Here is a 20,379-nt window from a genome sequence, read left to right as displayed (position 1 = left end):
GCCCCCAAAGAAACCCCAAAGGCCACCCCGAGGCGCTACCGGAGGTCATCCGAGCAGCTGCGCGACGGCTTTCTCGAGCGTGGTGGCGGTGGCGTCCCGGTAGGCCCGGGCCACCGCGGCCGCGTCGAGCGCGCCCCGCGCCGCCGCCTCGGCCTGGTCCCGGTCGGCGATCTCGTCGGGGGTGAAGCTGGGCGCGCCCAATTCCGTACGTTCCCTCTCCGCCACCGCCAGCAGCCGCAGCCCACCCTCGGCGTCGCCCTCGAGCACGTCCAGCTGGGCCAGCCCTTCCACCGCGTCCAGCTGCCCCTCGGCGATGCCCAGCTCGGTGTAGACGGCCAGCGCCTCCCGCATGGCCCGCCGGGCCGGCTCGTAGCGCCCGCGGCGCCGGTCGGTCGTCGACAGGTTGGACAGCGCCGCCGCCTCCCCGCGCCGGTCGTTGAGCGCCCGGAAGCCCTCCAGAGCCCGGGTGAACAACGGCTCGGCCTCGTCCAGCCGGCCCATGCAGCGCAACGTCCCGGCCGTGTTGTTGGAGGCGGCCGCGACCATCCGCGCGTCCCCGGCCTGCTCGGCCAGCTTCAGCGCCTCGTGGCCGAACGCGAGCGAGGCCGGGTAGTCCTCCTGGGCCTGGGCCGTGATCAGCAGGTTGTTGAGAGCAGCAACCATTCCCGTACGGTCGTCGAGCCCCCGGAAGACAGCCAGGCCCTCCTCCCCGAGGCGCCGGGCCGCGACCAGATCGCCCGAGTTGCGGGCCAGCGCGGCCGCCGCCCGCAGGGCCCGGGCCCGCAGCGCGGACGGCTCGGCCGAGGCCGCCAGCGCCTTGTCGAGCCAGGTCAGCCCCTCGGCCATCCGGCCCGCGACCCACCAGAACCACCACATGGCGGCGGCGATCCGCAGGCCGTCGGCCGGGTCGCCCTCGCGCAGCGACCAGTCGGCCGCAGCCATGATCGTGTCGTGCTCGGCCGCCGTCGCGGCCAGCCATTCGGTGTGCGCGGGCCCGTCCACCGGCGGCGGCTCGGCCAGCCGCCGGGTCCAGTACGCGACCAGCCGCCCGAACGCCTCGGCCCGCTCGGCCGGTCCCAGCCGCTCCCGGGCGTACTCGCGGATCGTCTCGATCAGCCGGTAGCGCCCGTCGCGCCACTCCACCATCGACCGGTCGACCAGCTGGGTCAGCGGGTCGAGCGGGTCGGCCCCGGCCACCTCGCCCGCCGCGGCCAGGTCGAACCCGCCGGCGAAGACCCCGAGCCGGCGCAGCAGCTCTTGCTGGGGCACGTCGAGTAGCTCGTACCCCCAGTCGATGGCGGCCCGCATGGTCTGGTGGCGCAGCACCGGCGAGGTGCCGGTCAGCAGGTCGAGACGGCGGTCGAGGCGGGACACGATCTCGGCCAGGGGCAGCGCGCGCAGCCGGGCCGCGGCCAGCTCGATGGCCAGCGGCAGCCCGTCCAGCCGGCGGCACAGCTCGGCCGCCACGACCAGTTCGGCCGGGGCCAGCCCGGTTCCGCCGCGGGCGGCCGCGACCCGGTCGGCCAGCAGCCGCACGGCGTCGGTGTGCGGGTCGGCCGCACCCGGGGCCGGGGTGGCCAGGCCGCCCAGCGCGAAAATCACCTCGCCGCTCAGGCCCAGCTGCTCGCGGCTGGTCGCCACGACCCGTACGCCCGGGCAGACGGCCAGCAGAGTGTGAGCCAACTCGGTGGCCTGCGGCCGGACGTGCTCGCAGTTGTCCAGGACCAGCAGCACCCGGCCGGTGAGCTGGCGGGTCACGGTCTCGAGGACAGGCATGCCCGGCTCCTCGCGGATGCCGACGGCCGCGGCCAGCCGGGCGTCGAGCGGCCCGTCGCGGTGCTCGGCCAGCTCGACAATGTGCACGGCGTCGTGGTCGGCGGCCACCTCGCGGGCCAGCTCCAGGCTGAGCCGGGTCTTGCCGGCGCCACCCGGGCCGACCACCGTGAGCAGGCGGGCCGTGCCGAGCAGATGGATGGCCCGGTCGAGCTCGGCCCGGCGGCCGATGAACCGGTTGCGCTGGGCCGGCACGCCCGGGGCGGGCCGGTCGAGCGTCGGGTCCTGGCGGCGGACGGCGGCGGCCAGCGCGTCCAGGTCGGGCCCGGGGCGGGCGCCCAGGCTGTCCAGGGCGGCGGCGGTCCGGTCGTACGCGGAAAGGGCGTCCCCGGCCCGGCCCGAGCGGTAAAGAGCGAGCATGAGCTGCTTGACCAGGCCCTCGGCGGCCGGTTGCTCGGCCACCCACCCGGCCAGCTCGGTCGCGGCGTCGACGGGCCGCCCGTCGGCCAGGGTCCGCTGCGCCCAGTCGTGGCGGGCCGCGAGACGCAGCTCGGTCAGACGCGCGGCCGCGGCCGAGACGGCCGGACCGGCGGCCACACCCTCGTACGCGTCCCCCCGCCACAGACCCAGGTCGCCGCCGGACTCGAACTCGGCCGCGTCGAAGGACGCCCCGGCCAGGTCGAGCCGGTAGCCGCCCGGGGCCGTGCCGACCCGGTCGCCGACCACCTTGCGCAGCGCCGACACGTGCATCTGCAGGGTGGCGGTGGCCGTCGACGGCGCGCCCTCGGGCCACAACTCACCCAGCAGCCGCTCGGCCGTGACCGGTCGCCCCTTCGCGGCCAGCAGCACGGCCAGCAGCGCCCGCGGCTTCGGGGCGAGGGTCGCCGCCTCGCCGTCGCTCGTACACACCCGCACCGGCCCCAGAACCTCGAACCGCACCCGCGCCTCTTTGGTGGTTTTTTGGCGGCGCCGGTCAGGCTTCCCGCACAGGTCGGACAGGGAGTGAGCACATGCTAAGCGCAAAAACAGCAGGTACGGCCATGCTGACCACGATCGTGTTGGCGACACTGACCGCGTGCGGATCATTTGATCCGGCTACGTCGGATTCTTCGGCCTCCTCGGCCGACGACTTCTCGCTCGGCCCCCAGGTGACCGTCACGTTCGACCTCACCGGCGCCGAGGGCCTGAAGGGCAAGCAGACAGCCCTGGCGCCCATGCTCGACGGCAGCTTCGCCAAGAGCTGCGCCGACTACGCCAAGGGCACCAAGAAGGACGATGGCAAGACCCTGTACGCGATCGGAGGCTTGTACGACGGCCCGGTCGACGGCAAGAAGGTAACGCTGGAACTCTGGATCGACGACTACGCCGGCCCCGGCACCTACCCGAAGGACCAGCTGGTGGCCCCCGGTTCCCGCCCGAGCATCGCCATCGACAACACCATTTTCGGTACGTGGCCCGAGTCCACCAGCAGCAAGGTGACCACCGACGCCAAAGGCGGCGGCACCTGGACATTCAAGAAACTGGCCACCACCGCCCCCGGCGGCCTCCCCGGCGAAGCCGTCGACGGCACCGTGAAGTGGACCTGCCGCGAGGACTGAGCGTTATGGTTAGTCGTCGGGCCTTCAACCCGGGCATTGAAGTTGGTCTGAGGGGCGGCGCCGATGCCCAGGGTGTCCACGCTGGCCGAGCGGTTGAGGGAGCTGCGCGGTCAGCTCACCCAGCTGGCGCTGGGCCGCGTCCTGGGGGTGAGCGTCCCGTTGATCTCCTCGTGGGAACGCGGGGCGGTGCCGCCGCCGGAGCGGTTGAATGACTACGCGCGCTACTTCGCCCAGGCCAAGCCGGGTCCGAAGCTTCCACGCCTGGGCGAGTTGAGCGGCGACGAGCACCAGGCTTACGAGAAATTGCGCCGGGACTTGAACAGGTTGCGCGGCAGCGTCGAGGACGAGCCGGAAGTGCCGCATCCACTGCGCTTCCCGCCGGGGCAAGCGATCACGATCGTCTCGTCCGAACTGCCGGGCTTCATCCGTGAGCAGTTCGGTGACGTGTCCAAGCCACAGGGGCCCGACTACGTCGACGCGTACAAGTACGCCGACCTCGACGCGCTGATCGAACTGTTGTCGTTCGTTCGCGGCATGAACCCCTCAAACCCGACCTTGGTGGGCGTGCCGCGCGAGTTGTCGACCGACGACCTGACGGCCGCTCATTTGATCGTGCTCGGTGGGGTCGACTTCAACGAGGTGACTGAGGCCGTCATGGATGACCTCAGCCATGTGCCGGTGAAGCAGCTTCGGCGGGCGACCTTCCAGGACACAGGTGCGTTCTCGGTGGCCTGGGCGGACGGTCGGCGCTCCGAGTTCGTCCCTAAGCTGCTCCCCGACCAGCACGGCACCTCTCTTCGAGAGGACGTGGCCCAATACCTGCGGGCCCCGAATCCCTACAACCGGGAGCGGACACTGAGCTTCTTCAACGGTATGTACAGCCGGGGTAGCTACGGTGTGGTCCGGGCCCTCACTGACCCCGAAATTCACAGACGGAACGCGACCTACGTCGACCGCAGGTTTCGCGGCGCCGACACTTACAGCATCGTTTGCCGTGTAAAGATCGTCGCCAACGAGGTCGTCGTTCCCGACTGGACTGTGGACGACATCCGTCTGCACGAGTGGCCGGAGGTTGAGCGTGACCGTTCCGGCGGTGCTGCTATCCAGTGACGCGGTCAGCGATCAAGGTTGACTCCGGGACCGGGCGGTCGAGGTCGGCGACCAAGATGTCGTAGGCGTCGCCGGGCTGTCCGGTCGTCCTGAGGTCGTGTAGCTCGGGCTCGGCCGGCACCGTGTACCCGAGCTGCAGATAAAGGTCGCGGGCACTCTTGTTGGACTTGTTGACACCGAGCAGGACCTGTCCGTACCCGCGAGCTGCAAGCGGCTGAGCCGTCGCCGGATCGCCTGGCGTGTCACGGCCGGTGGCACCCTTGCCGCGGCCGCAGTGACGGCGGTGGCTCTCGCCGCCGGTGGCGCCGGCGTCCCGGCCCGGTCGCCGGCGCCCGGCCTCGCCGCCCCCGGCTCGTCCGCGACCACCGAACAGTCCCCGGTGGTGCGCCTGGTCGGCCACCTCACCACGCTCCAGCAGCCCGAGGGCGACGCCACGCTGATCTCGCGCAGCCAGGCCTACACCGACGGCAAGAAGGTCGACGTCTGGGACCTGCACGCCGACAACGGCGACTACTTCTTCGCCCGGACGCGGGCCGGACTCCCGGCCCGGGTCGAGAAGGGCCGGTCGCAGCTCGACCCGGCGGACGAGGCCGGCCGCGAGCGGGCCGTCGCCGCGGCCAAGCTGGCGGCCCGGGGTGACCTGAACGAGGCCCGCAAACGGATGGCGCGGGCCTTCTTCACAGGCGACAACCCGCCTCCGATCGAGGCGCCGGGCGCCGTCAAGCCGCTGTCGGAGGCGGCCAAGATCAAGGCGAAGGCCACCGGCACCAAGGCGGTCGCGGGCAACTACACCGACAACTGGGTGTGGAACACCTCGGTCGACGCGCTGCGCGACGGCGCCGGCGACCCGGCCGTCCGGGCCGGTGTGTTGCGGCTGCTCGACCAGATGCCCGAGATCAAGGTCGAGGAGGGCGCCCTCGAGGGCCGCAGGGTGCTCACCCTGACCGCCGGCGCCCCGGCCGTCGACAGCCCCGAAAGTGTGATCGTCGACGCTGGGAGCGGCATGCCGGTCAAGTACACCACCACCTTCGTGACCACCACCTACACGGTGACCCGGGTGACGCTCGCGGATGTCGCCGCCGGCAAGTTCTGACCACCGCCCGGTGCGGCCGACCCTCGGTCAGGCCGCACCGGGGGATGAGGTGCGCTGCCGGGCGGAGGCGAAGCCGAGCCAGGTGTGGCGGTTGCCGGCCCAGCACCAGCCGAGCTTGGGGGCTCCTCGGTTGGCGGGGCCGTCGTGGCCGGTGCCGCCGCTGATCCAGAGGGCCGGGGTTCGGGCGTCGAGGGTTTTGCCCTTGGGTTTGCGGGAGGCGATGGTCATGAAGCAGTGGTTGGGTTCGAGCACCTTCGGGTCTTGCAGCAGCCAGCTGATGCCCTCGTGGACGGTGAGCGGGCTTCGCCCCCGTTCGCGGATGGCCGGCAGCGCCTCGTCGGGGCTCCAATTGCGCATGTCGTCGCCGCGGTCGAGTTCGTGGAGGAGATAGAGCGGGCCGTCAGGTAGCACCACGCCTTCGATGGGCGTGAACTGTTCGAGGTCAGTCATGTCGTGCACGACGAAGCCGGGCTTGTCGTGGCGGCGCAGCATCAGGGCCAACTGGCGCGCGGTGGCCAGCGCCGGGTGCACGGCGAGCACGCTGTCGGGTTCGTCGGGCAGGGCGGCGACGTGGGCGGCGAGTTCGGCCGGACTGGCGCCGGTGACTTCGGCCAGGCCCGCTTCGAGCAGCCGGTCCAGCTGTTGCGTCAGGCTCATGGGCCCTCCTGGTGATCGATGGGACATGGTCGCCAACTCCGTATGGCATACGGAAATTCCGCCCGCTCAACACCGTACACCTCACGGGGTAGCTCCGGCGTGGGGATCAGGGCCCCGGCCGGGTCTGTTCATCCGCCACGGGTGATGTCCGGGCCCGGCGCCGTGCGGGACGGTCGCCGATATGCGCAGGGAGAGCAAGACGCTGATCGCCGGGGCGGCCGCGCTGTGCGTGGCCTCCGGCGTCGCTGGGGGTCTGCTCGGCGCATGGTGGAGCCCGGGTGAGAAGGCGGCGGCGGTCAATGGTCCGGCGGCGGCCGCCTGCGACGTGACCGGTGTGGCCCAGCGGGTCTTTCCCTCGCTGGTGACCATTCAGGTGGCGGGGGCCGAAGGCTCGGGTCTGGGATCCGGGTCGGTGCTCGACCGGGACGGCCACATTCTCACCAACGACCACGTCATCGCGTCGGCCGCCGCCGGGGGCCGGATCGTCGTCGACTTCGCCCCGCGGGAAGGGTGAGGTCCCGGCCACGATCGTCGGGCGTGACCCCGGCACCGACCTGGCCGTGCTGCGCGTGCCGCCCGACGCCGCCACGTTGACGCCGATCGCCGCCGGTGACTCGTCGGCCCTGGTCATCGGGCAACCGGTGGTGGCCGCGGGGTCACCGCTGGGCCTGAACAGCACGATCACGGCCGGAGTGGTCAGCGCCCTCAACCGGTACGTCGATGTGGGGCAGGGCGGCCGGCCGAGCGCTCTGGTCAATGCCGTGCAGACCGACGCCGCGATCAACCCGGGCAACAGCGGCGGGCCACTCGTGGACTGCGACGGGCGGCAGGTCGGCGTCAACTCGGCGGGAGCCCAGGTGCCCGGGGGCGGGGGCGGCAGCATCGGGCTCAACTTCGCCATCCCGATGGACTTCGCGCGCTCGGTCGCCGACCAGATCATCCGGACCGGGAAGGTCACCCACCCCAGCATCGGGGTGCTCGCCGTGACCGTGACCGACGAGATGGCCCAGGCCACCGGACTACCCCGGGGCGCATTGGTCGACCAGGTGCTGCCGGCGATGGGCGCGGCCCGGGCCGGGCTGCGCGAGGGCGACGTCCTGACCGGGATCGGCGGGACAGCGGTCGGCAGCGTCGACGAGATGCTGGTCGCCGTCCGGGGGCACGGGCCGGGGCAGCCGGTCGAGGTGGCGTACGTACGGGACGGCCAGTCGCAGACAGCGTCCGTCCCGGTCACGGCGATCTGAGGAGGGGTCTTGGGCGCGACCGACACCAGACCGGCGATCAGCACGCCGCAGAAGCTGACCCTGATGACCATGACCGCGATGGTCGTCGGGTCGATGGTGGGCGCCGGCGTCTTCTCGCTGCCGCGGCGCTTCGCGCAGGAGACGGCGGTGCTCGGTTCGATCATCGCGTGGGTGATCGCCGGCGCCGGGATGCTGATGCTGGCCTTTGTGTTCCAGACCGGCGTGACGCTCTGGATCTCGGGGCATGTCGAACGACGGGTGTCGCCCCGGATCAGTTCGATTCTCGATCGGGTGGCCGGCATCCTGCTGACCTCGATCGCCGTGATCCTGCTGGCCAACGGGTTCACCGATCTCGTCCAGGCCGCCCTGTGAGAAAGGGCGCCGGCCTTTGTCGGCCGGCGCCCTTCACTCCGTACGCAATTCTCAGACCGCGAAACCGCGGTGCCGGCGCACCAGCTTGCGCAGCATGAAGACCGACTGCGCGATCGTGGCGATGTAGAGCATCGGCCAGCCGAGCGAGAGGATCGCCGACTGCACGCCCACGCTCTGCTGGGTCCAGGCGAAGGTCGCCCCGGCGACGACGGCGAGCAGCACGACCAGCGGCATGACGTAGGCCGAGCCCTTGCCCTTCTCGGCATTGGCCTGGGCCGCCCAGTTGTCCTGGTCGGTCTTGGCCAGGAACTGCGCCCACGCCGACACGAAGTGCCCCATCCGCACGAACATGTAGAGCTCGGCCGGAATGAAGAGCGCGGCATAGAGAATGTCGGAAGCGCTCTTGTCCTTCATGGACAACGCAAGCCGCAGGTTCAGCAGCATGGCGATGGCCGGCGGGATGAGCCAGATCGGGTTGAACACGAAGGCGTCGATCGACAGCGCGGCCACCAGCAGGAGCAGGAAGCCCAGCCGCGAGATGATGTTGAACGCCATCGAGATGTTCTCGAACCAGCGCAGGCGCAGGTTGGGGTGCAGCGGCTGGCCCTTGCTGTCACCACGCTGACCCGGCCAGAACAGGTCGATGGCGCCGAAGTTCCACTTGACCTGCTGGCCGTGCAGCGCGCGGAGGTTGGTCATCGGGCCCACGTAGGCGCGGGCGGTGGCGCTGATCTTCGTGCTGAAGCCGGCGTCCTTGATCTGCAGCGACAGCTTCGAGTCCTCGACCTCGCTGTCGCGGACCCACGGCGCCTGCTGGTAGTGCTTGACCATGACCGTCTCGAGGGCTCGCATGTTGAACAGCGAGCACTGACCGCCCAGCACGGCCATGTTGCGGCCGCGCAGCAGGTTGTCCATGTTGAAGGCGGCGAACTGCGCGCGCTGACCGGCCACCAGGAACCGCGCCATCAGGCCCTTGCGGTTCTTGTCGATGCTGTAGATGGCGCTCAGACCACCGATGCGCGGGTCGTCGGTCATCTCGAGCTCGAGCCGCTCGACGGCGTCGCGGGCCAGCGTGGTGTCGCCGTCGACGCCCAGGATGTAGTCGTAACCGCGCGACAGGAAGTAGCCGTAGTTGAGCGCGCCGACCTTCTTGTCGGGGTTCACGCCCATGTCATGCACGTGGACGCTGGTGACGAACTCCTCACCCTTCACCGTACGGGTATGGACGCCCTCGAACTGGCGGGCGATCTCGGGGGTGTCGTCGTCGGTGTTGTTGATGATGACGTGGATGATGTCCGGCAGCCGGGTCTGGGCCAGCAGGCTCTTCAGCACCTCGGCGATCGTGTCCTGCTCGTTGTAGCAGGGGATGATGCAGCTGATGGTGGCGTTGCGCGGCGTCGCGCTGGTGGCCGCGGCGGCGATCTCACCGGAGATCGTCTCGACCGCCTCCAGCTCGTGCAGCTGCGGCACGGCCGGCGGCAGCGCCAGCGGCCCGGCCTTGGAACTGCGGGGCAGCAGGATCTGGCGGTCGGTGGCCCGGCGCAGTCCGGGACTGGACTCGGTCATCAGTTGGCACCATTCGTGAGCAGCGGCAGAGTGAGGGTGTCGAGGGCGGTCGAGCGGTAGTAGCTGCCCGACTTGGGGGCGGTCTCGACCAGCAGGTCCAGCCGGATCGTGAGCGTGAGCGTCGTTGCTCCTGCCGTCGCCGCGGGCAGCGTCACCACGGTGTTGTAGGGGTACGGCGGGGTGACGTCGAACTTGCCGTTGTCGGTGGCGGCGGTGACCCGCTTGGTGCCGTCGTCCTGGATCACCTGGAACGTGCTGATGGTGATCTGGTGGGTGTTGTCGGCGTCCTCGACGTGGGCCGCGACGTTGATCGTCTTGAGCGTGTCGGCGCTGTAGAGCTTGGCGTTGTCCGACGTCCAGTAGGTCAGCTTCACCGAGAAGGCGCCCTGCTTGAGGCTGTGGGTGGCCGTTCCGGTGTCGAGCGGGCCGCTGGCCCGGACCGGGAGCTTGACCGCGACGGCGCTGGGGGACGCCGACGGGGTGGGCGACGCGCTGGGGGAGTTCGCGCCGGGCAGGGGTTTGCTGCTGCTGGTGAGCTCTTTGAGGTTGCTGCAGCCGGTCAGGCTGCCGCACAGGACGGCGGCGGCCAGACCGGCGGCCACGCTTCGGGGGAGGCGCACGTGGGGGGACCCTTCGCTTCTTCGACCGGGCTTGCTCGACTCCTCATCGGTTGCCCGGTCCTCGTGGTTGAAGGTTTCGGCCCGGGTTCTTTTCGGTAGCTCGAACCGCTCAAAAATGTCGGGGGGCGGTGGCACAATCCGCGACACGTTCAGCGATGGGGGAAAGCGATGGGGTGGGTACCGGCCGGCGCCGACTACGAGGTCAGCGTCGACAAGGGCAAGGTCGTGGCGCGCACCGCCCACGGCAAACCGCTGAAGGCCCTGCCCAAGGCCCTGAAGGAGCACGAGGCCGTGGTCGGCCTGCGCCAGCTGATCGAGTGGTTGCGCCGCCACGAGGCGTCGTGCCGGGCCGAGGCCGAGCGCTGGATGATCCGGTCGCTGCCCGTGCCGGCCCGTCTGATCGCCGAGGTCTGGGCCGACGAGGCGTGGCGGGCCGTGCTGCGCGATGTCGTGGTCGTCCCGGTCGCCGCCGACGGCTCGCTCGAGCCGGCCTTCGCGGGCCTGCTGCGTGATGCCGGCGCCGACCTCGGCGTGGTCGACCTCGACGGCGAGTCGGCTCGGATCACCGCCCCGACCGTCGTGATCCCCCACCCCGTCCTGCTGCCCGAGCTCGACGACCTGCGTGAGTTCGCGGCCGACCTGGGGGTCGAACAGGGCCTGCTGCAGCTCTTCCGCGAGATCTGGCGCAAGCCCGCGGCCGAGGCCGATCAGCGCCGCGAGCTGGACCGCTACGCCGGCGCCTACTTCAAGGAGCTTCGTCACGTGCAGTCGAGGGCCACGTCGTCCGGCTATCGCGTGCAGGGCGGCACGGCCGTCTGCCGCGTGTGGGAGGGCGGCGCCACCGTTGTCGCCTCGGTCTGGATCGGCGACGGCGACCCGAGTTACGAGACCTCACTGTCCGGCGTGAGCTTCACCGATGCCGCCGGTGAGCCGGTCCCGGCGGCCGACGTGCCGCCCGTGGCCTGGTCCGAGGGCCTGCGCATGGCAGCCACCCTGCACGCCGCCCGCGTCGTCGAGGAGGAGAACGCCCGATGAGCGAGTCGCTGCTCGAGGCCGGCGCCGTCCTGCCCGGTTCGTCGACCGCCGCCGGGTTCGACACGGTCACCGCCCGGTCCTACGAGCACCCGGTCCTCGACGGGCGCACCGTCGTCCGGCTGGTCGGGGCCACGGTCGGCCCGGCCGAGGACATCACGATGGAGTTCCTCGGTTTCGCGCCGGCCGCTGAGCCGGTGCCGGTCGGCCACGCGCTGCGGCAGGCGCTCGGCTTCCCGGCCTGGGCCCTCGTGCACGACCCGGCCCACGGGCGGCACGCGCTGGCCCTGGTCAAAGACATGGAACGACTGGCCCGGGTGGCTCGCAGCAAGCCCGGCAACGCCAAAGACGGCTACGACGGTCTGGCCGGTCGGCTCGGCGAGGCCGCCCCGCAGTTCCTGCCGACCTTCTGGGAACAGGCCGGCCGGGCCTTCCTGGCCGCCGACAACCAGCGGATGGCCGGCACGTGCTTCGCCGAGGCCCGCCGGGCCGAACAGGTGCACGGCCTGACCGTCGACGAGGACCGGGTACGCGACGTCCACCTCGAGTTCGCCTTCGCCGGGGCGCTCACCGCGGCCATGCTGGCCGAGTACGCGCGCGGAGTGGTCGGCCGGCGCGGCGCCGCCGAGGCCTACGAGCTGGTCAAGACCTTGGCCCTGCGGCGGGTGGCCGGCGGGTTGCCGCCGCACGCGTCCATGGCGCCCGACCTGGCCCGGCTGGCCAAGGCGGCCGGGCTCGACGCCGAGGCCCAGGCCGACGAGGTCGTGACCCACCTGCTCACCTGTCCCGCCCTCGTGCGTTCCCACCCGTCGGTCTGGAAGGCGTACCGCAAGAGCCTGGTCCGGCTAGGCAAGCGCGACGCCGCGGTGCGGGCCCGCCTGCTCGAGATCTTCCCCGAGCCTCCGGGGTGGGATGTCGACATCTCCGACCAGTGGCTCGAGCTGCTCGAGGCGTCCGGCGCCGCGGCCGACCTGATCGCCGGGGCCGCGCCCGGCCGCTGGCTCGAACGCCTGCTCGCGAGCCGGCGGTCGAGCCGGGGCAGCGACACCCGCACCGAGAAGCTGTTGTCGCTGGTCGAACGCATGGCGCCCGCGCTGGCCGCCGGCGGCCCGGTTGTCGTGGCGCCCGAGCCGTGGCGGGTCGAGCTCGACGTGCTCGACGTCTGCCTGGCTCATGGCGTCGACGCCCGCATCGGCAACCCGCGGTCCGACGGCGGTTTCAACGTCGCCGAGTGGGCCCGCGACCAGAAGCCGGGCCGGCGCGACCTGACCGCGCTGGCCGCCGACCCGGTCCTGCGCCCGATGCTGCGGTTCGGCGTGCGCGAGGCCATGGGCCAGCTGCGCGAGGGCTCGTCGCTGACCAGTCCGGCCCTTCCCGTGCGTACGCTGGAACAGGTCTTCGGCGCGGCCGGCGTGCGCGAGGTGCTGGCCGAGGTCGTCCGCGACCAGACCGACCACGCCGGCGCCACCACGATCGCCGGGCTCGACTCGTCGCTGACCGAGCTGGCCGCGCTGTGGTCGCCGAGCGGCATGGCGCTGGCCGCCGACGGCTTCCGGCAGCTGCACGGGCTCGACGTGGCGGCCACGCTGGCCCGCAGCCTGCGCGCCGGGTCGCCGGCCGAGCTGGGCTGGGGCGCCTACGAAGAGGCGGCCGGGCAGCTCAAGAACGTCCGGAGCGGCACGTCGTGGCCCGAGATCGTCGTGCACGACGACCAGTCCGCTCACGTCATCGCGCCGGGCGGGCAGCCGGTCGAACACGTCTTCCGCTTCCCGCCGGCCGGGCACCGCGCCGCCCGCACCCACTGGACCCACACCACCGTGGTCGCCGCCGGGGGTGACCTGCTCGTGTCGTGGGCCGGTGAGAACGGCCCGGCCGCCTACTGGGCGTCGCGGCCCGATGACGTGATCGAGGCCGATTTCAACCTGCACCACGTGGGCTGGCACGTGCCGGCGTTCCCGCTGCCGGCGCCGGGCGGCGGGCTCACCACCGGCGTCCGGCCGCTGCACGCGGGCGACAGCCGGGGCCCGGGCGAGCTCTATCCGCTGGCCACCGACGGGCAGGCGTTCTGGCGCTGCGAGTGGGTCCAGGGCGACTCCGGCTCGTACGTGTGGCGCTGGCGCGAGTTCGACCCGCTCACCGGCGACACCGGCCGGGTCAGCCTCCCCGCCTTCCTGGCCGAGCTCGGGCCGGGCGAGGCACTGGTCCCCGAGGTCTGTCAACTGCGCCCGGCCGACTTCCCGGCCTCGCCCCTCGGCGTACACGAAGGCATGTGGGGCTGGCGGTCGGCAACGGCCGGCGGCCGTCGGATCGGCGTGGGCCTCGACGGCCGCCGGGTCACGCTGTCCGACGCCACGCTGCAGCGGGTCGGGCGCAGCACCTCGGACAACCTGGTGGCCGCGATCCGGTTGCCCGGCTCGGCCGACGACCTGCCGGTCACCCAGGTCGACGGCTACCCGCGGGCGCGCGTCCGGATCTGGACGGCCGACGGTGAGCACCTGCTGGCCGAGGTCAGCGAGGGCACCATGACCATGCCGCCGCTGGCCTGGTGGCACGCGCTGACCACCCGTGACGAGGCGGGCTCGGCCGCACTGCGCAAGGTCGACGACCAGATCGCGGCCCGGCTGCTCGCCATCGACGAGTCGGTCACCGGCACCGTCGCGCTCAAGAAGGCGGTCACGGCCAACGTCGAGGCCCACCTGCCCGAGGTCACCGACGGCATGCTGCGCTCGGGCCTGGCCGAGATCGTCGTGCGGGCGGTCCGCCTGAACCGCCGGCTGGCCGAGATCCCGGCCCATCTCGAAACCGTGCCCGCCCCGCCCCCGGTCTCCATCACGGTCACCGACGACGCTCTCGACAAGGCGTGGGAGGGCCTCACGGTCAGCAGCCACCGCTCGTACTACAGCGGCTCGTCGGGCGCCCGCCACCAGATTCTCGAACAGGTCAGTCTGGTCAGCACGCTGTTGCGCGACGGCGCGGTGCCCGGTGAGATCCCGGCCATCAGCTCGAACTGGCCGGCGCTGCTGGCCGGGCTGGGCGCCGTCGCCCTGCGCGCGGCTGCCGCCACCACCGGCGACGCCGACCGCGAGGCCCTGGCCGTGTTCCTGGCCGAGGTCGCCGCCGGCCCGCTGACCGGTGACTCGGTGCCGCTGCGGGTGTTCGGCGTGACCCAGCCCCACATGGGTGTCGGCGGCAAGGTCGAGGTCCAGCAGGATGACCAGGGAACCACGGTGTTGTTCCCACCCGGCCAGAACTTCGTCGACGGTAAATGGATTTGGCTCCGCGACGTCGTGCAGATCGGCTCCTTCACCGTCCCCGCCGATTCCACTGTGGGCGACGAGTTCCGCCCCAGCGGCCGTATGACCGCGGACAGGCTGCGGGCCTTCGGCGCCCTGCTCGCGGAGCGCGGCCCGGCGCCGTGGCGGCCCGAGGCGGCCGAGGCCCTGGCCGCGGCCACCGGCATGACCCGGGCCGAGGCGATCCTGCTGCTGGCCGGCCTGCCCGGCATCGCGGTCTGGGAGGCCAACTTCCTCACCGCCGAGCAGCGGGCCACGCTCGGTCTGACCGCCGGCCACGCCAAGGTGGCCAAGGCCGCGCTGGGTCAGCTCACCGGCCCGCAGCGGCTGGCCCTGCTCGACGCGGCGATGCCGGTCGACCCGGCCGACCTGTGGCAGCACGGCCCCGACGTGGCCGCGGTCGCTGCCGAGTGGATCCGGTTGCGGGGCCGCCGCCTCGCCGTGCCCGACGACCTCGTGGCCGAACTGGCCCGGGTGGTCGAGTCGCGCCTGGCCGCCGCCGTGCTGCAGGCGATCGCCGGCCCGCGCCCGGGCGACTGGCTCACCACCGACGGCCGCAGCGAGGCCCTCAGCTACCACCACGTGCGAACCCTCGCCGACGACGGCACGCCCTTCGACGAGCAGCACCTGAAGGCGGTGGCCGACGCCCTGCCCTGGCTGGCCTACCGGCTGCACTGGGACGATCCGCTGCGGCCGGCCCTGCCCGAGGCGCTGCGGCTGGTCCGGGCCCGGCTGGCCAATCCGGCCCTGCTCGTCGGCACCGGGATGTTCGAGCCGGGCCAGCGGCCCGAAGCGGGGCCCGCTCTGGTCGACGGGGCCAGTGAGGCGTTCTGGGCCGCCTGCCACATCGCGCCGGCCAAGCTGACCGGCTCCGACGACCCGGCCCTGGGCTTCGTCGACCACGAGGCCGCCTCGTCGCTGCGGATCCTGCTCTCGGGCTGGATCGACGCGGTGGTGTCCACACCGGAGGGTGCGGCCGGTGACCCGCGCGATCCCCGGGTCAGCGCCCCCGAGCTGGTGGCCGCGGTGGCCGAGCGCTTCGAGCTCGAGGCCGACGCCGCGGCCTACTACCTGCAGCTGCTGGCGTTGCCCGACCCCACCGACAAGGCTGTGCAGGGTTTCAACGGATGGAAGGTGGCCGCCGTCCGCCGGGCGCAGCAGGCGCTCGTCGCGGCCGGGCTGGTCGTCGAGGCCAAACGGGAAAGGGCCGGGCGGCCGGTCTTCCTGCCCGGCGGCTGGCGGGCCGCCCGCGCCCCGCAACTGCCCATGGAGAGCTGGAAAGAGCAGTTCTACCCGGCCGACGGCCGGCCGCAGCTGGTCACCCGCCCGCTGCCCGAGCTGTTCGCCACGGCCTGGGCGCGGATCGTCGCCGGTGACGGGCCGCGCTACCGAGACCTCGAGGAGAAGCCGTGACCGTCCGCCAGATCGACCCGCCCGAGCTGCGCCACGCCGACGAGCTGGCCTTCCTGGCCGCGGCCGACAACGGGGTGCGCCCGCCGGGCTGGCGGCTGACCCCGCGCGCGGTGGTCACGTTCGTGGCCGGCTCGGGCGGCGTGCCGGTCGAGGGCCGGATCATCGAGCCCAAGTTCGTCGGCGAGCGGGCGCTGGTCGAACGCTGTGTGGTCACGCTGGCCGGCGAGCGCGGTCTGCTGCTGGTGGGTGAGCCCGGCACGGCCAAGTCGATGCTGTCCGAGCTGCTCGCGGCCGCGATCTGCGGCACCAGCGCGTTGGCCGTGCAGGGCACCGCCGGAACCAGTGAAGACCAGCTCCGGTACGGCTGGAATTACGCCCTGCTGCTGGCCAAGGGCCCGTCGCCGGAGTCGCTGGTGCCCTCGCCGATCCTGACCGCCATGCAGATCGGCGCCGTGGCCCGGGTCGAAGAGATCACCCGCTGCCTGCCCGAGGTGCAGGACGCGCTGGTCTCGATCATGTCGGAGCGCCGGGTCAGCGTCCCCGAGCTGGCCGGGCAGGACGGCGCCACCAGCTACGCCGTGCCCGGCTTCTGCCTGATCGCCACGGCCAACCTGCGCGACCGCGGGGTGTCCGAGATGTCGGCCGCGCTCAAACGGCGGTTCAACTTCGAGGTGGTGCCGCCGATCGCCGACCTCGACGCCGAGATCGCCCTGGTCACCCGGCAGGCGCGGGCCGCTGTGGAGCGGGGCGGGGCGACGTTCGCGGTCGACGAGGCGGTGCTCGACACGCTGGTCACGGCCTTCCGCGACCTGCGCACCGGCACCAGCGCCGAGGGCTGGGAGGTGGAGCGGCCGTCGTCGGTGATGAGCACGGCCGAGGCGGTGGCGGTGGCGGCGTCCATCGGGCTGTCCGCGGCCTACCTGCCGGGGCCCGACCCGCTGTCGCTGCTGCCCGGGCACCTGCTCGGCGTGGTGCGCAAGGACGACCCGGCCGACGCCGAACGGTTGCTGGCCTATTGGGACGGCGCGCTGCGACGGCGGGCCGAGGCCGGGTCGCGCATGTGGCGCCAGCTGTGGGAACACCGGGACGTGCTGCGTGACTGACCCCCGGCGGCAGATCGACCGGCTGGCCGCCGACCCACGGGTGCAGCTGATCGGCGTCCGGCACCACTCGCCGGTGCTGGCGGTGGCGGTGCCGGCGCTGCTGGACGCGTTCGCACCGGGGACGGTGCTGGTCGAGTTGCCGTCCGAGATGCAGCCGTGGGTGCGCTGGCTCGGTGACCCGGGTACGACGGCGCCGGTCGCGCTGGCGGCGGCGGTGGAGGACGGGCCGCTGGCGTTCTACCCGTTCGCCGACTTCAGTCCTGAGCTGGCCGCTGTGCGGTGGGCGCGCCGGAACGACGTGCCGGTGGTGTGCTGCGATCTGCCGCTGGCGTCGCCGGCCTGGCAGGAGCGGTCCGGTGAGTCCGGTGCGGCCACGGGGCCGACGCTGAGTGCCACTGTGTACGCGAGGTTGTCCGGCCGCGCAGGGGACGACCTGTGGGACCGATGGGTCGAGGCGGGGGCGCCGGGCAGCACGCCCGAGGCCGTTCGGCGGGCGGCGCTGGCGGCCGGTTGGGCGCTGCGCCACGACGCTTCGCGGACGGGCGTGGAATCGATCGACCTGCGTCGCGAGGCTTGGATGCGAGATGTCCTTTCCCGTACGGAGGGCCGCGTGTCGGCCGTGGTCGGCGCCTTCCATGCGCCGGCTCTGCTGACCACATCGGATGGCGGCCGCTCCGGTGACGCCGGGCCTGATCCGTCCGGGGACGGCGGGGCAGCGGTGATTTCGCTGGTTCCCTATACGTTCGATCTGCTGGATGCTCGGTCCGGCTATCCGGCGGGGATCCGGGATCCTCGGTGGCAGCAGGCGGTTCATGATGCTGGGGCCGAGCCGGACGGGATTCGGGCAGCGGCGGATCGGTTCGCGGTCGAGGTCTCGCGGGAGCTGCGCGGGCAGGGGCAGCCGGCCGGGCCGGGGGAGTCGGCCGAGGTCGCGCGGCTGGCCTCGGATCTGGCCGCGTTGCGGGGGCTGCCCGCGCCCGGTCGCGGGGAACTGGTCGAGGCGTTGCAGACCGTGCTCGCGCAAGGGGCGCCGGTCGGCGTGGGCCGTGGGGTGGCTCGCGCGATGGAAGAGGTGCTGGTCGGGCGTCGGCGCGGGCGGCTGCCGGAGGGAGCGCCGGTCACCGGGCTGCGGCCGTATGTCGCGGACGAGTTGGCCCGGCTCAAGCTGCCCGGGCCCGGCGACAAATACCAGCGGGTGCGGCTCGACCCGCTGCGCTCGCCGACCGATCGGGCCCGCGAGCTGGCCATCCGGCGGCTCGCGGCGTGCGGGGCGCCCTACGGCAGTCCCGGTACGGCCGGACCGGCGCTCGGTGGCGAGGCCGTGACGACCACGTGGCGGGTGGAGTGGACGCCGGCCGCCGACGCCGCCCTGGCCATCGCCGGGCTGCACGGGGTCACGCTGGCCCAGGCGGCCGAGGGCATGCTGGCCAACCGGCGCCGCCGCGAGCAGCGGGACGGCGGTCCCACGGCCGAACAGGCGCTGGCCGGGCTCGACGAGGCCGCGGCGTGCGCGCTGCCGGTGCTGGCTGCGCACCGCCTGGCCGATGTGCGGCAGGCCGTCGGGCAGGGCGGCACGATCGAGCAGATCGTGGCCGCGCTGCGCCTGCTGGGCCGCCTCGAGCGCGGACACTTGGGTGATCCGCTCGATGGCATCGCCGAGGTGCGCGACGACGTCCACGCGGCGGCGGTCGCGGCCGTGACCGGGCTGGCCGGGTCGACCCGGGTCGAGGACGCGCGGGCCCTGCACGACCTGGTCGCGTCGGCCGACGAAGCGGGGCGGCGGCTGCGTCTCGGGCGCGCCGTGCGCACACTGGCCCGCGACGGGTCGCCGCTGATGCGCGGGGCCGCCGGGGCCGTCGGCGTGCTGCTCGGCCATGAGGAGGCGCGCGAATTCGGCGTACGGCTGGCCTCCTGGACTGATTTGGCCGGAGCTGAGGCCACCGACCGGTTGCGGGGCGCGCTCAGCGTGGCCGGGGCGTTGCTGGAGGCGGGCGGCGAGGCGCTGGACCCGTTGCTCGACGCTGTCGACGATTTGCCCGACGACGACTTCGTCCGCCGGCTGCCCGCCCTGCGCGGTGGCTTCGACGCGCTGAGCCCGGCCGACCGCGACCGTCTGCTGCAGACAGTGACCGACCGCCACGGCGCGTTCTCGCACGAGCTGGCGGCCGACGCCGCTTCCGTGGCGACGTGGGTGGCCGCTGACCGGGCCGGGCTGGCGGCGATCGCGGCGCTGGACCTTCCGTCCGGGCCGCCCGGCAGCACTTCGACGCCGTTACCGGTCGGCGCGGCCGTCGCCACCGACGTCCCGCCCGATCCTTCGGCTGGGCTGAACTCAGCCACGGATGTGCGGCAGCAGGCGAGGGACTCCCGGCCGATCGTGGACTCGCCGGAAACGCAGCGGAAGAGCGCGATTGCGGCGGTGCAACGGTGGCAACTTCTGCTCGGGCGGGAAAGCGAGCGACTGCCGGCCGAGCAGCGTCGTTTGGCCACCGCGTTGGACGAGCTCTACGGGGCCGGGCGGGGCGAAGGCGCTTACACGGTGGGCGGCGGAGGCGGTGGGCGCGAGACGGCGTACCCGGAAGTGCGGGATTGGCTGGCCGACGTGGAAGCGCTGTTCGGAGCCGACGTCCGCGACGAGGTGCTGGCCCGGGCGGCCGAGCGGGGCCGCGCCGACGCGCTGCTCGCGGCCGACCCGGCACGTGTCCGCCCGTCGATCGACCTGCTGCACGCCGTGCTGTCGATGGCCGGCGGCCTGCCCGAAGCCCGGCTGGCCAAGCTGCGCCCGCTGGTCGCCCGCCTCACCGCCGACCTCACCGCCCAGCTGGCCCGGCGGATCCGGCCCGCCCTCACCGGTCTCGGCACACCCCGCCCGACCCGTCGGCCGACCGGCCGGCTCGACCTGGCCGCCACCGTCCGCCGGAACCTGCACACCGTGCGCCCCACCCCCGACGGCCGGGCGCAGATCATCCCCGAGCAGCCGATCTTCCGCAGCCCCGGCCGCCGCAGCGTCGACTGGCAGGTGATCCTGCTGGTCGATGTCTCCGGCTCGATGGAGGAATCGACCATCTGGGCCGCGCTGACTGCCTCGGTGCTGGCCGGCGTGCCCGCGCTGCGCACCCACTTCGTGACGTTCTCGACCGAGGTCGTCGACCTCACCGACCGCGTGACCGACCCCCTCTCCCTGCTCCTGGAGATCCGCGTCGGCGGCGGCACCCACATCGCCGCGGGCCTGCGCTACGCCCGCCAGATCAGCGTCGTCCCCGCCCGCACGATGGTCATCACCATCAGCGACTTCGAGGAGGGCTACCCCTTGGGCGACCTGCTGGGCGCCACCCGAGCCCTGATCGACGACGGCATGACCCTGCTCGGCTGCGCCAGCCTCGACGACCGCGGCCGGCCCCGCTACAGCACCGGCGTCGCCGCCCAGTTGGTCGCGGCCGGAATGCCGGTCGCCGCCCTGAGCCCCACCGAACTGGCCGGCTGGATCGGAGCCCAGGTCCGATGA

At 72.9% G+C, this 20,379-nt stretch carries 14 protein-coding genes; 10 read left to right on the top strand and 4 right to left on the bottom strand.

Features of this window, described 5'->3' with window-relative positions:
- Nucleotides 1–45: 45 nt before the first annotated feature.
- On the bottom strand, nt 46–2,712 hold the full coding sequence (locus M1L60_RS21850; RefSeq protein ID WP_253239317.1) for an ATP-binding protein: 2,667 nt from the start codon (nt 2,710–2,712) through the stop codon (nt 46–48).
- 101 nt (nt 2,713–2,813) lie between these two features.
- On the opposite strand from M1L60_RS21850, the gene M1L60_RS21845 reads away from it, so the two are divergent.
- From M1L60_RS21845 to M1L60_RS21835, 3 genes are all read left to right on the top strand, one after another.
- Nucleotides 2,814–3,371, top strand: a complete 558-nt coding sequence (locus tag M1L60_RS21845; protein WP_253239316.1) for a hypothetical protein — start codon at nt 2,814–2,816, stop codon at nt 3,369–3,371.
- 72 nt (nt 3,372–3,443) lie between these two features.
- Nucleotides 3,444–4,481: a helix-turn-helix transcriptional regulator gene (locus tag M1L60_RS21840; protein ID WP_253239315.1), complete on the top strand. Its 1,038-nt coding sequence runs from the start codon at nt 3,444–3,446 to the stop codon at nt 4,479–4,481.
- 283 nt (nt 4,482–4,764) lie between these two features.
- Entirely contained in the window at nt 4,765–5,574 is an 810-nt protein-coding gene (locus M1L60_RS21835; protein ID WP_253239314.1) for a hypothetical protein, read from the top strand.
- Between the two features lie 27 nt (nt 5,575–5,601).
- Here M1L60_RS21835 and M1L60_RS21830 read toward each other — a convergent pair whose 3' ends face one another.
- Nucleotides 5,602–6,231: a DUF5701 family protein gene (locus M1L60_RS21830; protein WP_253239313.1), complete on the bottom strand. Its 630-nt coding sequence runs from the start codon at nt 6,229–6,231 to the stop codon at nt 5,602–5,604.
- A 181-nt stretch (nt 6,232–6,412) separates the two neighbouring features.
- Here M1L60_RS21830 and M1L60_RS21825 point away from each other — a divergent pair, with 181 nt between their 5' ends.
- The 3 genes from M1L60_RS21825 to M1L60_RS21815 are packed head-to-tail and all read left to right on the top strand — an operon-like array spanning nt 6,413 to nt 7,847.
- Nucleotides 6,413–6,745, top strand: a complete 333-nt coding sequence (locus M1L60_RS21825; protein WP_253239312.1) for a hypothetical protein — start codon at nt 6,413–6,415, stop codon at nt 6,743–6,745.
- Between the two features lie 46 nt (nt 6,746–6,791).
- Nucleotides 6,792–7,475: a S1C family serine protease gene (locus tag M1L60_RS21820; protein WP_253239311.1), complete on the top strand. Its 684-nt coding sequence runs from the start codon at nt 6,792–6,794 to the stop codon at nt 7,473–7,475.
- A gap of 9 nt (nt 7,476–7,484) precedes the next feature.
- The gene (locus M1L60_RS21815) at nt 7,485–7,847 is read left to right on the top strand and encodes a hypothetical protein (RefSeq protein ID WP_253239310.1); all 363 of its coding nucleotides are present in this window, start codon (nt 7,485–7,487) and stop codon (nt 7,845–7,847) included.
- Between the two features lie 51 nt (nt 7,848–7,898).
- Here M1L60_RS21815 and M1L60_RS21810 read toward each other — a convergent pair whose 3' ends face one another.
- Nucleotides 7,899–9,413: a glycosyltransferase family 2 protein gene (locus tag M1L60_RS21810; RefSeq protein WP_253239309.1), complete on the bottom strand. Its 1,515-nt coding sequence runs from the start codon at nt 9,411–9,413 to the stop codon at nt 7,899–7,901.
- On the bottom strand, nt 9,413–10,033 hold the full coding sequence (locus tag M1L60_RS21805) for a hypothetical protein (RefSeq protein WP_253239308.1): 621 nt from the start codon (nt 10,031–10,033) through the stop codon (nt 9,413–9,415). The genes M1L60_RS21810 and M1L60_RS21805 overlap by 1 nt, the downstream gene beginning before the upstream one ends.
- A 168-nt stretch (nt 10,034–10,201) precedes the next feature.
- Here M1L60_RS21805 and M1L60_RS21800 point away from each other — a divergent pair, with 168 nt between their 5' ends.
- The 4 genes from M1L60_RS21800 to M1L60_RS21785 are packed head-to-tail and all read left to right on the top strand — an operon-like array spanning nt 10,202 to nt 20,379.
- Nucleotides 10,202–11,068: a DUF4132 domain-containing protein gene (locus tag M1L60_RS21800; RefSeq protein ID WP_253239307.1), complete on the top strand. Its 867-nt coding sequence runs from the start codon at nt 10,202–10,204 to the stop codon at nt 11,066–11,068.
- On the top strand, nt 11,065–15,771 hold the full coding sequence (locus M1L60_RS21795; protein WP_253239306.1) for a hypothetical protein: 4,707 nt from the start codon (nt 11,065–11,067) through the stop codon (nt 15,769–15,771). The genes M1L60_RS21800 and M1L60_RS21795 overlap by 4 nt, the downstream gene beginning before the upstream one ends.
- Entirely contained in the window at nt 15,768–16,874 is a 1,107-nt protein-coding gene (locus tag M1L60_RS21790; RefSeq protein WP_253239305.1) for an ATP-binding protein, read from the top strand. The genes M1L60_RS21795 and M1L60_RS21790 overlap by 4 nt, the downstream gene beginning before the upstream one ends.
- On the top strand, nt 16,867–20,379 hold the full coding sequence (locus M1L60_RS21785; protein ID WP_253239304.1) for a DUF5682 family protein: 3,513 nt from the start codon (nt 16,867–16,869) through the stop codon (nt 20,377–20,379). Before M1L60_RS21790 ends, M1L60_RS21785 begins: the two co-directional genes overlap by 8 nt.

It is taken from the genome of Paractinoplanes aksuensis (assembly GCF_024137025.1).
GTDB classification, from domain to species: Bacteria; Actinomycetota; Actinomycetes; order Mycobacteriales; family Micromonosporaceae; genus Actinoplanes; species Actinoplanes aksuensis.
Note: the sequence above shows the minus strand (reverse complement) of the source record. Positions and strands in the feature narration are given on the sequence as shown.